Source organism: Francisella sp. 19S2-4 (genome assembly GCF_036281795.1).
In the GTDB taxonomy this organism is placed as follows: Bacteria; Pseudomonadota; Gammaproteobacteria; order Francisellales; family Francisellaceae; genus Francisella.
The window spans coordinates 16,839-30,276 of sequence record NZ_JAWUZH010000014.1; the positions used below are offsets into that span (position 1 = coordinate 16,839).

Below are 13,438 nucleotides of genomic sequence, written 5' to 3' on the forward strand. Positions count from 1 at the left end.
AGAGATAAATGTTATTAGATGTTTTACAAATTATCTCTTGGCTAGTTGTTGGGGTACTTATATTTTTAGTAGCTGCAACAGTTGGTTTTGACTTTGGTATAGGTATTCTTGCTAAATTTGTTGGTAAGAATGACTATGAAAAAAGAGCTATCATAAATACTGTAGGACCTACTTGGGATGGTTCTCAAGTTTGGTTTATTACAGCTGGTGGTGCAATTTTTGCTATTTGGCCACAAGTTTACGCTACAAGTTTTTCTGGTCTATATATAGCTATACTAGTTGTATTATGGGGTCTTTTCTTAAGACCACCTGCTTTTGAATATAGAAAGAAAATTGATAGCGATAAATGGAGAAACTTCTGGGACTGGATGCTTCTTCTAGGCAGTATTATTCCTATAGTTGTAATGGGTGTTGCTGTTGGTAACTTATATCTAGGTTTCCCAATATCTTATGATGACACAGCTAGACTAATTTATGGTACAGTAACTAATGGCCAATACCAGTCTATGTGGTTTACGTTATTAAACCTATTAACACCATTTGCTTTATTATTTGGTGTATTTGCTCTAAATATGGCTTTAATGCATGGCTCTACTTATGGAAAGCTTAGAACTGAAGGTGTGCTAAGAGACAGATTCAAAAGAATCAGTAATGTTACAGCTGTTATATATATAGTATTATTAATAGTTGCTGCGATATGGATATCTTTTATACCAGGCTATCAATACACTACAGATCCTAGCCTTGCATATGCATCAGATGCATTAAACCATGCTTTCACAGCTGGTCAGATAACATCTGCTCATTCATGGTACTACAACTTTAACCATGCTCATGTGTGGATGTGGTTTGCTCCAATCTTAACTTTTGTTGGTGCTATACTTGTTATCGTATTTAACAATAAAGATAAAGATGGCTCTGCATTCTTAGCAAGTTTAGCTTCACTACTTGGTGCAGTTCTAACTGTTGGTTTTGCATTATTCCCATTCATTATGGTATCTAATGTTGGTGACTATAAATATAGCTTAACAGTATTTAATGCTAGTAGTAGTCAACTTTCATTAATAGGTATTCTTGTAGCTGCAGTTATCATACTTCCAATAGTATTTAGCTATACATTCTTTGTATATAAGAAAATGTGGGCGAATGGTCGTAGAATATCTGCTGAAGAAATTAAAGCTCACTCACATGAGATGTACTAAAAAGGAGATTTATTATGTTTTATTTAGTATGGATAATTTCAGCATTTGCTGCCGTTGGCATAGGCTGTTTTGTTGCAGGTAAAATGGATAAAAGAGAAGACTAATACTTACAAATTTTACTATCAAATATTTTTTTCATCTGTTTATTAGTATAAAATCTAATAATCAATAACTTTAAATATAAATTAATTATGAGAAAGCTTTTCTATACAATAATTGTAAGCTTATTTTTTTTCACATTCAGCTATTGTGATATTGTCGTAGGAACTACAGGAGATTATCTTCCTTTTTCCAACTATGATAAAACAACTAATACATTTAATGGTAAAGACATACAGCTTATAAAAGAGTTTGCTAAAACTCAAAAAGAAAATGTTAAGTTTGTTAAAACTTCTTGGAAAACTGCTTCTGATGATCTTAAAGCTAATAAGTTTCAAGTTTTTGTAGGAGGTATGACCATAACTCCACAACGTCAAAAAGACTTTGTATTCTCTACACCATTAGCTACCTCTAGAAAAGCTGCTATGACGGACTGCAAAAATTTAAGTAAATACAAAAATTTTGAAGATATTGATAATTCAAAAACGTTAGTCATTGAAAATAGAGGTGGCACTAATGAAAGTTTCGCATTACAAATACTTAAAAATGCAAACCTTCTAATAATAAATGATAATAAATTAGCGATAAAATCAATAACTAATGGCTTAGGCAATATACATCCTAATATAATGATTACTGATAGTGTAGAAATTGCATATCAACATTCTATTAATCCACAAGTCTGCCAAATACCTGTTCAAATAGATAAAAGTAGTTCCTATAAAGCTTTTATGTTCAACAAAACACCGCAAGATAAGAAGCTAGCGAATCAGTTTAATCAATGGTTAAAAAATAATCCTGATATACTTAAAAAATATAATAAAGATTAATTAGCTTTATTGATATCATTCATTCTTTTTCTATTAAAAACCTAGTTCTTATTATGCGTTAGATAATATCCTAAAGATTAAATAAGGTATTAATATCGTGTGAGCTTAAATTATTTTCTACTTAAAAAAGACTCTAAATTTAAAATTACAGTAGCGATCAAACAAGTAATAAATGCCGGAATACTCCAATCTCCCATAACTATTCCTTGCAGAATAAGAACAATTACAGGCATCGTTGTAACAAAACGAGAGTATAAATAAGGCTTAAGTTTACATAAAGCGATTTGGCTAAATAATGTAGGCAAGATCATTCCAAGCATTGCCATAATAATAAATATTATAATAATATTAATAGAACATATTGAGACAACGGTAGCAACAATATCATTACCAAAAGTCAACCACAATACTAGAGAGATAAACCATAAAAAGAAAAGTCTAACAGAGAGTATCGCTGTGCTAGAAAAATTATGCTTAATAGAAAAATTAAAAGCTGCTATACGATATAACCCCGTAAAAACACCTGTTAATATACCACTTATAACACCAATAACAGAGCGCTCTGGCATAAACACAATACAAAGTATAATTGCAATAAAAGATAAACTAGAGCTTACAAAATTTGATAGAGAGATCTTCCTAGACATAATATTTACGTAAGCAAAAGCTGCAAGAAAATCTATAGTTATACTAAATCGTGCGGATGATTCTACTGTTGCAAGGTAACTAAAAACCCACATAAGTGACACGTATATTGAAACAAGAATAAAATCCTTTCTCTTAGCTCCTAATACAATACGGAAATTTTCTCGTAATCTTCCTCTACAAATTTCAATAAAATTAAAAAAAATTATTGCTATTGTACAGTTAAAAAATAAGACAAAGAATGCATTATAATCTTGTCCTAATTTATAAACTAAGATTTGAGAAGCAATAAAACTAATGATATAGAGATAAACATAGACTATTCCCATACAGCTTCTTTCCCTCATTATATTTTTACTGTGCCTTAATAGTGTTAAATCGCAACTCTATGCACATGACTATAATTAATAATAGATGTATCAATCATATTTAGGATTTATTATACGTAGAAGATTCTGGAACTATAGTTTTTACACAGCAACAATATAAATCTAAGTTTTAAATACTCATAATCAATTACACTATTATTTTTCAGCACATGCTATCATATGTAGATATTCCTAAACTGTATAAATAAACCATGCTTAAAGCATATCGTATCTCTTTGGTTTTTAGTGGTTTAATTGTATTGATAGGCTTAATGTCTATAGACTTTATAAGCCCTTCTTTGCCATATATAGAAAAAGACTTTGCCACATCACAATCAATACTAAAAAATAGTGTTTTAATATACATGCTTATTCTTGGAATCTTTCAATTACCATATGGCTTTTTAAGTGATAGATTCGGGCGCAAAAAGCTTGTTTTAATCTCTCTAAGCATAACAATATTAGGAATAATGATAACCGCATTTTCTCAAGAGATAATTTCTTTTTATATAGGAAGAATAGCAACTGCAATAGGTAGTGCTGGATGTGCTGTAATTAGCAGGTCTATAATTGCTGATGTTTCACACAATCCCAAAAGGTTAAAAAAATCATTCTCGATGTATGCTCTAGCAAGTCAAGTTTCCCCATGTATTGCACCTGTTTTAGGAGCGTTTATACAATCTATTAGTTCATGGAGATTCTCTTTAATTGCATTAATGCTTATAAATATTATAGCTTTTTTACTTATCCTTAGCTTGATGCCAGAAACCCTAAGAGTTATAAAATATAAGATAAACTTAAAAGATACTGTTAACAAATATCTATACTTCTTCAAGAATAAATACTTCTTTATTATGTGCTTATTTTCTGCGCTAGTATATGTCTATTCCATAAGCTTTTATAACATGCTCCCTTTTGTACTACATAACTTGCATATTAATGTTGTAACTAATGGTTTTATAAATAGTATTTATGCATTAAGCCTAGCTACTGGGGCTTTTTGTCTTCAACGTTATTTTTATAAGTATTCATCTGAAAAAATTCTTAGCATATTAATTAAACTATATTTAATTCACTTTATAGTCCTTATTCTAATATTAGAAATATATACAAATATTATCACTATAATAATTTTTGGAGCTGGTACGGCTTTTTTATGTGGTGTCGCAGCACCTTTGATACTATCAATGTGCATGCAAAACTTAACAAAAGATAAAGGCATAGCTAGTGCTACTCAAAGCTCCATAAAAATGTTCTTCACCGGAGTGGGACTGATACTTTTTTCATACATAAAACTTACAAATATGATTCAAATAGCTATTATATTTATCTGTATTGGGATTTTCGCTATTTTCTTATGGTCACTAGCAAAAAAATCTAGCCCAATTCAATAGGATCAATATCAAAATAAACTTTAATATTACTTTTAATGCTACCGCATATATTTTGATTAACCCATTTGATTAATAAGTTTATTTCTCTACGCTTTTTTGACGTAAGTAATAAACTATATCTATAAGTATTATTCTTTTTTAAATGTAGTGCCGGCAGTGGCTTGGAGATTTGAACACATTCATAATCTTTAAGCTTTAGATAAATATCATTTAACAAGTTTAAAACATCTTGTTCTTTTTTTGACTCTGCTATTATCTGAGCTTGATATGAATAAGGTGGATAACACGCATACCTTCTTTGCTCCAAAAGATAATCAAGAAATTTCAGATAATCATTATTTACTACCAAACTCAAAAGCTTATTCTCTGGTTGATAAGTTTGCAACAATATTGTACCAGGCTTATCAGCCCTACCTGCTCTACCTGAAACTTGAACTATCATCTGAGCTGTTCTTTCTATAGCATGAAAATCAGTACTATATAACCCAGCATCAATATTTATTAATCCAACTAATGTAATATTCTCAAAATGATGTCCTTTTGCAATCATCTGAGTACCGACAATAATATCAACCATATTATCATTAATCATCTGATTAATATTATGAAGATCATTAATGGTTTTTATATTTGATCTATCAAAACGGACTATCTTGTTATATGGAAACTTTGCTTCTAAGCGTGACTGAACTTTTTCTGTACCAGTTCCATAAGTAAATAACTCCTGTTCTCCACAACTTGTGCATGCTGTTACTAAAGGCTTACGAGAACCACAGAAATGACATTCTAAATACTGATATGGGTGAGTATGCAATGTATATGGCTTATCACATTTATCACACTCAACAGCTTCACCACAGCTTTTACAAACCAGAGCTTTAGCATAGCCTAGTTTATTTATAAAAACCAAAGATTGTTGATGAGATATGATATTTTGTTCCAAAAGATTAAAAAGCTTGTTACTGATACCATTATCTACAATACTTGATTTTAAATCTAAGAGCTGAATTTGATTTTTATGATTATTTAGAGCCCTATTTTGTAACTTCAGCAACTTATACTTACCAGTCAAACTATTATAATAGCTCTGAATTGACGGTGTTGCACTCCCTAAAATTACAGGAATTCCCAATTGACTAGCCCTAAATATAGCAATATCACGAGCATTATACCTAATTGTACTAGTTTGCTGTTTAAAAGAACTATCATGCTCCTCATCAATTATAACAATTCCTAAGTTTTTAAAATCTGCTAAAACTCCACTTCTAGTTGCAATAACAATATCTGCTTTACCTTGTTTTATCTTCAGCCAATTTGTAAGTCTTGCTTTTTCACTTAACTTAGAGTGTAAAGCAACAATATTTTTATGTGAAAATCTATTTTCAAAGCGTTTTATCGTCTGAGGAGTTAGGTTTATTTCCGGAACCATTATTAGCACTTGTTTTGTGCTATCTAAATATTTTTTTATAGTTTGTAAATAAACCTCTGTTTTTCCACTACCGGTAATACCATATAATAGGAAAACATTAAAACCCTTACTTGATAATATATTCTCTAATACATTACCTTGCTCCTCAGATAAATCTTTAGGCTTATCAACCTCTAAAGGCTTATAAGTTTCTTTTAGTTTATATGACTTTTTAAGAATCTTTTTCTCAAAAAGTTTATTAATAACGTATATAGAGCTTAACTGTTTTAAGTCCTCATACTTAATAGAATCATTTTGTTTAAAAAGATTAATAAAATCTTGTTGCTTAGGAGTTAGCTTATGATTTTCTAGATTTTTAGAATCAATATAGACATAAGTATCTTGCTGAGGCTTAATGATTTCACTTTTCAAAAAATCATTTGGTAATGCTAAGCGTATTGCACTGTATATATCACAGCAGTAATATTGTGAAATCCAAGTTATAAGTTTTTGTACATTTACACTTATAGGATTATCTATAAGCTTAATTATTGGCTTAACTTTCTCAATCTCATAATTAATTTTAATATCTTTGGCAATTATAAAACCTATTAATTGACGTTTACCAACATTAACTACTACCCTATCAAATAATCTAACATTCTCATTTGTGGTGTAATCAAGTTGATATAGTGGAGGAACTGCTAAAGCTACCTTTACGATCATTATGCAGATTCCACAATAGTTTTTGTATTTTTATGCCAAAAATAGAATCCATATACTGCTGTAATAAGAAAAATAAAATTCTGCAAAACTTGACCATATAATTGCTGCTGATACATTACAAAAACAAAATATAAATCAGAAACTATCCAAATTATCCAATTCTCCATGAATTTTTCTATAGTCATAATAATTGCTGTAAATGTAATACCTGTCAACAAACCAGTTGAAATAATATCCTGAGAATCTGTAAAATAATTAAATGCGATACAAAACACACATAAAGCAATAATATAGAGTAAATAACGAAAATAGTCTGATACTTTCATCCATTTTATAACATCATCACTATCAATACCTTGAGTACTCCATTTATACCACCCATAGCTAAAAAATATTACATACACCACCTGGAGTAAGACCAGCGAGTATGTACCTTTCATAGCAAATAAAAAAAGTAATATAACAGCCCCAACAATACCTAAAGACCAGGACCATACTTTTAATCTAGCAAGGTATATCGTGTACAAAACGTTTATTATAAGCGCTGAATAATCAAGAATTTTAAATAACATAAGCTATAACTACCCTTAAAACATTCATATAATTTTATATCAAGAGATTTTCAAATAATATAAGTTACAACTACCAACTTAAAAACACTCATATAATTTTATATCAAGATCTTTATATAAATCAGATTTTATAGTATTGATCTTCCTGATTGTACTGGTTTTAAAGTTAATTGTTGGATTAAATGCCAAATAAACCTTATATAGGCTAAGATCAAAAACATCACAATTTAAATAACAAATATCTTGTGCTGTAATTCTAATAATATTTGCTTTTTCTAAATCATATAAGATTTGCTTTACTTTATCATAATCAGCGACTGCAGCACTCTTATAAATATCAGAAATACTCATACCATTTTTTAATTCTCGCTGAACAATATGTAAATCCCTAAGAATATTAACACTTATGCTTAGATCATCTCTTTTAACTTCTTTTTTGAAATCTAAAGTGATCTTCATATACTGCATAGCTCTAATCATAACTGCGCCTAATAGAGTTATATGCCAAGTAATATAAACCCAAAGAATAAATATTGGAATCAAGGAAAGTGAGCCATAAATAACAGAATATGTAGGAACATAAAACATATATAGTGAAAAGACTTTCTTAGCAACTGAAAAAACTATAGCTACGAGAAATGCTGCAAGTAAAGCAACTCTTGAATTAATCTTTGTATTAGGAAGAATTTTATAAACTACAAAAAAACCACCCGTTAAAAAAATAAGCGACAAGAAATTTAATAAATATTGCTCAATACCAACTCCTTTAAAAAACCATGTCATTGATATAACATAAGTAGTCGATATAAAAACAAAACCCATTAATATAGGTCCCATTGTCATTAAAGCCCAATATACTAATAAACTTTGAATCATAGGTCTCTGTTTATTTACATAGAATATTTTATTTAATGTAATTTCTAACCTCTTAATCATCAAAAAGATTACTACTAATAGAACTATAACCGAAGTAATTGGTAAACTCGTCATCTTATCAGAAAGAGTAGTAATATATTGCTGAACAGTTGTGGCTGTTGCTGGAAGCATATTCTCAAATAAAAAATTCTGTAAACTATCTGAAAGCGAACTAAATGCATTAAAAGCATTCAAAATATTTATTATAATGAAAAAAGCTGGTACGATAGCAAACAAACTTGCAAGCGTTATCGATGCAGCTACTGTTGGGCACTCCTTACGGAGGTATTCCTTAAATACCCAAATCCAATAGTTTTGAAAAATAATTAAATATTTTTTACACAACCGAATATTAAACATAGAATACACAACATGAAAAACATACTAATACTATACTACAGCCAAGGTGGAAGTACAAAGAAAATGGCCCATACAATTGCTCTAGGTGTTGAAGCTTCTGGAGCAACTGCCATAATACGTACAATCCCAAATATCTCTGCTAAAACTGAAAAAGTTGATCCTATAATTCCAGAAGATGGTGACCTATATGCAACAAAAGAAGATCTTGCAAATTGTGATGGTCTTATCGTAGGTAGTCCAGCATATTTTGGTAATATGGCATCTCCACTTAAATACTTTTTAGAAATACATAGTGATTTATGGTTTAAAGGTAGCCTTATTGGCAAACCTGTTGGCTTTTTTACTGCTGCTTCTGGAATGCATGCTGGACATGAAAGCACTCTTCTATCGATGATGATCCCTTTTATGCACCATGGTTGCTTAATAGTGGGTGTCCCATATAGTGAACAAGCTCTAGAGCACACTCGTACTGGTGGAACTCCTTATGGTGCATCTCATCTAAATACTTTTTCTCCTAATAAAACAATGTCTGATGATGAAATAAAGATATGTAAAACTTTAGGCAAAAGGGTTGCTGAAATTGCTACTAAACTTTCAAAATAAGGATTATTTATGAAAAGAGTCTTTTATTTAAGCATTTTTCTAGTTAGTGTGGTCTTAACAAGTTGCTCAGGCACAGAGCCAAGCTATTCTGCAAGTTCTGTAGGCCAAGTTTCTCAAGTAGAGCAGGGTAAAATTCTAGATATTCAGCAAGTTAACGTAAAAGGCTCCAACAATGTTGGTGCTAGAGTTGGAGGACTAGCTGGAGGCCTTGGAGGTGCTCTTGCTGGAAGTGGTAACATATTCACTAGTATTGCTGGATCTATCGGTGGTGCTCTTGTTGGCGGTATCGCTGGTGGTGCAACAGAAGAAGCTGTTACGTCCTCAAAAGGATATCAATTTACCATAAAACTAAATAGTGGAAAAACCTTAGCAATACTACAAGAAAATAATAATAATCTCAAAATAGGTGATCAAGTAACTATCTATATGTCTGGAAATAACACTAGAATAGTTCCTGCTAAATCTAGTAAACCATAGCCAAACAAATAACTATATATTCCATAGCCATTTTATTTTATATATACTAAATCAATGATCTGTTTATTTTCTTTTTTATAGGACTTTTTTTGTATGTATAAACAAAAGGTAACTAAGCTAGGACTAAGTATATGGTTTATCTGCGCTTTCTTTTATGCTTTAGAATATTTTGTAAGATCTTCAACTGGAGCGCTACTTACTGAGTTTACACAAGCACCATATAATTTAACTATAGCATCAACTGCTTTATTTAGCTCATCATTCTATTGGGCATATATGATATCTCAGATACCAGCAGGGATTCTTGTTGATAGATTTGGTGTTAAAAAAGTTATGGTTGTAAGCTCAAGCATTTTTTCTATTGCGATGCTTATTGCTTCAGTCGCACATTCTGAAAAAGCATTAGTTATATATAGAGTTTTTGCTGGTTTTGGCGGTGGGTTTGCTATTTTATGTGCTATTAAATCTATATCAATATGGCTACCAAATAGACTTTTCCCTGCTTTTACAGGTATGACTCAATTTATATTATATATCGGAGCAACCCTTTCTGCTGCTCCTTTAGTATTTTTATCAAGCTTTATGAGTATTTCTGAGATTATGGCTATGATATTTATCATATCTTTTATTGTTTTATTACTAAGTATCTTTGTTATAAAAGTTCACCCAGACTACAAAAAAGAAAATAAATTAAATCAACAAAAAGGCAATGCTCTAAAAGACATAATAACTGTTTTACAAAATAAACAAATATGGCTTAATGGTTTTTATTGCTTCACTATCTATGGTACTACTGTTTTATTTGCTGATTTATGGGGTGTGAGCTACTTAACATTATATGGCTTCTCAAAAGAAACTGCTGGGCTTTGCACTTCTTTAATTTTTATAGGTGTGTGTATAGCTAGCCCACTATGGGGAATTCTAGCTTCTATAAAAGATGGTGAAAAAAGATTCCTAATGGCATCTCCTATAATAGGTTTTTTTGTTGTAACTTATCTAATCTTCTTTAATCATAATGTTACTATAGCTTTTATTTTATGTATTTTATTTGGAGCATCTCAAGCTGTTCATGTACTTAACTACTCAGCTCTTAGAAACACTGTATCTGCAACACAAATAGCCACAGGTCTTGCAATTGTTAATATGTTCCTACCTCTAAGTGGTGGTGTCTTACAACCTCTTACTGGTACTATTATTACTCATTTGAAACAAAACTTTGGATATTCTCCTTTAGAATCATTTCAAATAACTCTAATATTTATACCCATTCTCATGATCCTTTCTTTTATTATTGCTCTATTTATAAAAGATTCTAAGGACTAAAAAATATACTCCTTTACTCCATCTTTTTTTTATTCTATTATTTGTTCTACAATTTTCTAACAAAATAGAAATTCATGAAAAAAATTATCTTAATAATTATTGCTATTGTAGCCATAATTGGCTTACTTATGATGAACTTTGTTCCTAATAAAAAACCTGAAACAACCAAAGGCTCACATGATATAGATGTTGTCGCTGCAGAAAATCAATATGGAAGTGTAGCTCAACTTATAGGTGGTAGTAATGTTAAAGTTACAAATATCATTAATAATGCCGATGGCGACCCTCATACATTTATTTCTTCTGTGAAAAACGCCAAGTTGTTAGCAGATGCTGATGTGATCATATACAATGGTGCAGACTATGATTCATGGATACAGCCTATCCTTAAAAGTAATACTAATGCTGTAGTCATCAAAGTACAAGACCTTGTAGATTATCAAAAAACTTCAAAATTTGGCATAAACCCTCATCTTTGGTACAATCCAAAAACATTTCCTGCTTTAGCTACTAGATTAAAAGATGTATTCATCGAAAAAGATCCTGGTGATAAAAGCTTGTATGAAAAAAATTATGAAAACTTCAATCATAAATACGAAAAAGTATACCAACTAGTCGAGCAAATAAAACAAGATAACAAAGGCACTCCTGTTACGGCAACAGAGCCTCTTTTTGGATATATGGCAAATGCTCTTGGACTTGATATGAAAGGGCTCGCTTTCCAATGGGTAATAATGAATGATTCTGAACCAAGCCCTCAAATGATGATTAATTATCAAAAGCTATTTAATGATAAAGAAATTAAGGTTTTATTTTATAATCAGCAAGTTACAGATAATGTAACTCATAATATTCTAGAGCTAGCAAATAAGAATGAAATTCCTGTAGTAGGTCTCACCGAAACAATGCCAACTACTGATAATGCTATAGACTGGATGATAGATACATTACAGACAACAGCAACTGTTTTAGAACAATCGAAAGAGATAAAATGATTAAATGCTCAAACTTAGTTATTGGATATAATAAACCTATAACTTCACCTCTTAATTTAGAGATCCCAACTAATGCATGGGTTGGTATAGTTGGTAAAAACGGTATTGGAAAATCTACTTTCTTTAAAACTATTTTAGGTAAAATACCAAGTTTATCAGGATCAATAACAATAAATAATGCAAAGATAAATATCGATAATATTAGCTATATCCCTCAAGAAAGAGAAATAAACTTTGAAGAAAAAACATCAGGATATACTCTCATAAAATATAGCTATAGACCTAAATCTTGGGGGCTTCCTTTATTCAATAGCAAATTTAAAGAAAAGTTAAACTACCTTATTGAACTAACTCAGACTCAAGACTATATACATAACCCTTTCAAAAACCTATCTGGTGGACAAAAAAAACGCATCTATCTAATCCAAGCTCTCATAAATGAACCTAAAGTACTTCTCTTAGATGAACCTCTATCAGACCTTGATCCTGATGCAAAACAAAAATTTATAGCATGTCTTAAAGAAATTCATAAAAAAGAAAATGTTACTCTTTTAATAATATCTCATGATATGAAAGAAATAAGTACACAACTAGATGCTTTTATTCACTTTAAAGATGGTAAATGCCACTATTGTAATGAGATGCCATGTCTACAGGAGGATATCTGTGTTTAATTATACTTTTATGATCTATGCTTTCATAGCAGGAACTATAATAGCTATCATCTGTGGAATTATTAGTTTTTTTGTTATTATTAGAAGACTATCTTTTGCGTCACATGCTTTAGGCCATATTAGTCTCACAGGTGCTTCTGGTGCTGTTTTACTTAACCTATCTGCAATGACTGGCCAGCTCTTTATAAATCTAATTGCTGGAACTCTTATGGGTGCCTTTGGTGATAAAATTAAAAAAAATGATATTGCTATAGGTATTGTTTTAACATTTTTTTTAGGCTTAGGGACATACTTTTTATTTTTATATCAAAGTGGATACTCTGGCTCTGTCATGTCAATTTTAGTTGGAGATATTCTAACTGTTAGTCTTGAGCAAATATATATTTTATTTGGCTTAGCTATCTTTACTATAATTGTCCTTACAATAATAGCAAGACCTTTATTTATATCCTCTATCGACCCAGTCTTTGCTGAATCAAAAAAAGTACCTAATAAACTTCTATCTATCCTTCTTTTTATTTGTATTGCTATAACTGTATCAATGGCCTGCCAAGTTGTTGGAATATTACTAGTTTTCTCACTCCTTATCGGACCTGCTGCAATATCAACTCAATGGGTTGATGGTTTTTACAAGCCTATTGCACTTAGTACTATAATCTCTATATTTACCGTTTGGCTAGGAATAATTGCTGCCTACTATATAGATGTACCCATTAGCTTTTTTATAACTACAATAATTTGTTGCTTATACCTAGTAAGTATTATAAAGAATAGATTTATATAAAATATATATTTTATATTATCTCAGAACCCCATTTTCTTTTTACCTTTATATATTTATAATTAT

Annotated in this window: 14 protein-coding genes; 10 read left to right on the forward strand and 4 right to left on the reverse strand. The window is 30.4% G+C overall.

The genetic code is table 11. The annotated features are described in order from the left end of the window. Positions 1-8 precede the first annotated feature (8 nt). The 3 genes from cydB to R8535_RS04515 all read left to right on the forward strand — a co-directional run bounded on the left by cydB (position 9) and on the right by R8535_RS04515 (position 2,131). On the forward strand, positions 9-1,202 hold the full coding sequence (gene cydB, locus R8535_RS04505) for a cytochrome d ubiquinol oxidase subunit II (RefSeq protein WP_329496912.1): 1,194 nt from the start codon (positions 9-11) through the stop codon (positions 1,200-1,202). 14 nt (positions 1,203-1,216) lie between these two features. Continuing rightward, positions 1,217-1,306, forward strand: coding sequence for a cytochrome bd oxidase small subunit, CydX/CbdX family (locus R8535_RS04510; protein WP_072711217.1), 90 nt, complete (start codon positions 1,217-1,219; stop codon positions 1,304-1,306). 87 nt (positions 1,307-1,393) lie between these two features. After that, positions 1,394-2,131, forward strand: coding sequence for a transporter substrate-binding domain-containing protein (locus R8535_RS04515; RefSeq protein ID WP_329496909.1), 738 nt, complete (start codon positions 1,394-1,396; stop codon positions 2,129-2,131). Between the two features lie 110 nt (positions 2,132-2,241). Here the strand turns inward: R8535_RS04515 and R8535_RS04520 are convergent, their stop codons facing one another. Continuing rightward, entirely contained in the window at positions 2,242-3,123 is an 882-nt protein-coding gene (locus R8535_RS04520) for a hypothetical protein (protein ID WP_329496907.1), read from the reverse strand. A gap of 233 nt (positions 3,124-3,356) precedes the next feature. On the opposite strand from R8535_RS04520, the gene R8535_RS04525 reads away from it, so the two are divergent. Beyond that, positions 3,357-4,538 (forward strand): MFS transporter, encoded by a 1,182-nt coding sequence (locus tag R8535_RS04525; RefSeq protein ID WP_329496905.1) that lies wholly within the window; start codon positions 3,357-3,359, stop codon positions 4,536-4,538. Here R8535_RS04525 and priA read toward each other — a convergent pair. The 3 genes from priA to R8535_RS04540 all read right to left on the reverse strand — a co-directional run bounded on the left by priA (position 4,522) and on the right by R8535_RS04540 (position 8,519). Further along, positions 4,522-6,672, reverse strand: a complete 2,151-nt coding sequence (gene priA, locus R8535_RS04530; RefSeq protein WP_329496903.1) for a replication restart helicase PriA — start codon at positions 6,670-6,672, stop codon at positions 4,522-4,524. The two genes, R8535_RS04525 and priA, sit on opposite strands and share 17 nt — an antisense overlap. Further along, positions 6,672-7,244, reverse strand: coding sequence for a nicotinamide riboside transporter PnuC (gene pnuC / locus R8535_RS04535; protein ID WP_329496901.1), 573 nt, complete (start codon positions 7,242-7,244; stop codon positions 6,672-6,674). Before pnuC ends, priA begins: the two co-directional genes overlap by 1 nt. Positions 7,245-7,322: 78 nt before the next feature. Beyond that, positions 7,323-8,519: a YihY family inner membrane protein gene (locus R8535_RS04540; RefSeq protein ID WP_329496899.1), complete on the reverse strand. Its 1,197-nt coding sequence runs from the start codon at positions 8,517-8,519 to the stop codon at positions 7,323-7,325. A 12-nt stretch (positions 8,520-8,531) separates the two neighbouring features. Between R8535_RS04540 and wrbA the strand changes: the two genes are divergently transcribed. The 6 genes from wrbA to R8535_RS04570 all read left to right on the forward strand — a co-directional run bounded on the left by wrbA (position 8,532) and on the right by R8535_RS04570 (position 13,375). Next, positions 8,532-9,122 (forward strand): NAD(P)H:quinone oxidoreductase, encoded by a 591-nt coding sequence (wrbA, locus tag R8535_RS04545; RefSeq protein WP_329496898.1) that lies wholly within the window; start codon positions 8,532-8,534, stop codon positions 9,120-9,122. A gap of 9 nt (positions 9,123-9,131) precedes the next feature. Beyond that, positions 9,132-9,599: a hypothetical protein gene (locus R8535_RS04550; RefSeq protein WP_329496896.1), complete on the forward strand. Its 468-nt coding sequence runs from the start codon at positions 9,132-9,134 to the stop codon at positions 9,597-9,599. Between the two features lie 93 nt (positions 9,600-9,692). Continuing rightward, complete coding sequence (locus tag R8535_RS04555) at positions 9,693-10,922, forward strand: MFS transporter (RefSeq protein ID WP_329496894.1); 1,230 nt, start codon at positions 9,693-9,695, stop codon at positions 10,920-10,922. 74 nt (positions 10,923-10,996) lie between these two features. Continuing rightward, the gene (locus R8535_RS04560; RefSeq protein ID WP_329496892.1) at positions 10,997-11,917 is read left to right on the forward strand and encodes a metal ABC transporter solute-binding protein, Zn/Mn family; all 921 of its coding nucleotides are present in this window, start codon (positions 10,997-10,999) and stop codon (positions 11,915-11,917) included. Beyond that, entirely contained in the window at positions 11,914-12,591 is a 678-nt protein-coding gene (locus R8535_RS04565; RefSeq protein WP_329496890.1) for a metal ABC transporter ATP-binding protein, read from the forward strand. Before R8535_RS04560 ends, R8535_RS04565 begins: the two co-directional genes overlap by 4 nt. Continuing rightward, positions 12,533-13,375: a metal ABC transporter permease gene (locus tag R8535_RS04570; RefSeq protein ID WP_329496949.1), complete on the forward strand. Its 843-nt coding sequence runs from the start codon at positions 12,533-12,535 to the stop codon at positions 13,373-13,375. The genes R8535_RS04565 and R8535_RS04570 overlap by 59 nt, the downstream gene beginning before the upstream one ends. Positions 13,376-13,438 lie beyond the last annotated feature (63 nt).

What these genes read in the sequence shown, in the direction of transcription:
- R8535_RS04560 (WP_329496892.1), top strand. Translation starts at nt 10,997, where the DNA reads ATGAAAAAAATTATCTTAATAATTATTGCTATTGTAGCCATAATTGGC.
- R8535_RS04570 (WP_329496949.1), top strand. Translation starts at nt 12,533, where the DNA reads ATGGTAAATGCCACTATTGTAATGAGATGCCATGTCTACAGGAGGATA.
- R8535_RS04550 (WP_329496896.1), top strand. Translation starts at nt 9,132, where the DNA reads ATGAAAAGAGTCTTTTATTTAAGCATTTTTCTAGTTAGTGTGGTCTTA.
- R8535_RS04515 (WP_329496909.1), top strand. Translation starts at nt 1,394, where the DNA reads ATGAGAAAGCTTTTCTATACAATAATTGTAAGCTTATTTTTTTTCACA.
- cydB (WP_329496912.1), top strand. Translation starts at nt 9, where the DNA reads ATGTTATTAGATGTTTTACAAATTATCTCTTGGCTAGTTGTTGGGGTA.
- R8535_RS04525 (WP_329496905.1), top strand. Translation starts at nt 3,357, where the DNA reads ATGCTTAAAGCATATCGTATCTCTTTGGTTTTTAGTGGTTTAATTGTA.
- R8535_RS04520 (WP_329496907.1), bottom strand. Translation starts at nt 3,123, where the DNA reads ATGAGGGAAAGAAGCTGTATGGGAATAGTCTATGTTTATCTCTATATC.
- wrbA (WP_329496898.1), top strand. Translation starts at nt 8,532, where the DNA reads ATGAAAAACATACTAATACTATACTACAGCCAAGGTGGAAGTACAAAG.
- R8535_RS04555 (WP_329496894.1), top strand. Translation starts at nt 9,693, where the DNA reads ATGTATAAACAAAAGGTAACTAAGCTAGGACTAAGTATATGGTTTATC.
- R8535_RS04565 (WP_329496890.1), top strand. Translation starts at nt 11,914, where the DNA reads ATGATTAAATGCTCAAACTTAGTTATTGGATATAATAAACCTATAACT.
- R8535_RS04510 (WP_072711217.1), top strand. Translation starts at nt 1,217, where the DNA reads ATGTTTTATTTAGTATGGATAATTTCAGCATTTGCTGCCGTTGGCATA.
- R8535_RS04540 (WP_329496899.1), bottom strand. Translation starts at nt 8,519, where the DNA reads ATGTTTAATATTCGGTTGTGTAAAAAATATTTAATTATTTTTCAAAAC.
- pnuC (WP_329496901.1), bottom strand. Translation starts at nt 7,244, where the DNA reads ATGTTATTTAAAATTCTTGATTATTCAGCGCTTATAATAAACGTTTTG.
- priA (WP_329496903.1), bottom strand. Translation starts at nt 6,672, where the DNA reads ATGATCGTAAAGGTAGCTTTAGCAGTTCCTCCACTATATCAACTTGAT.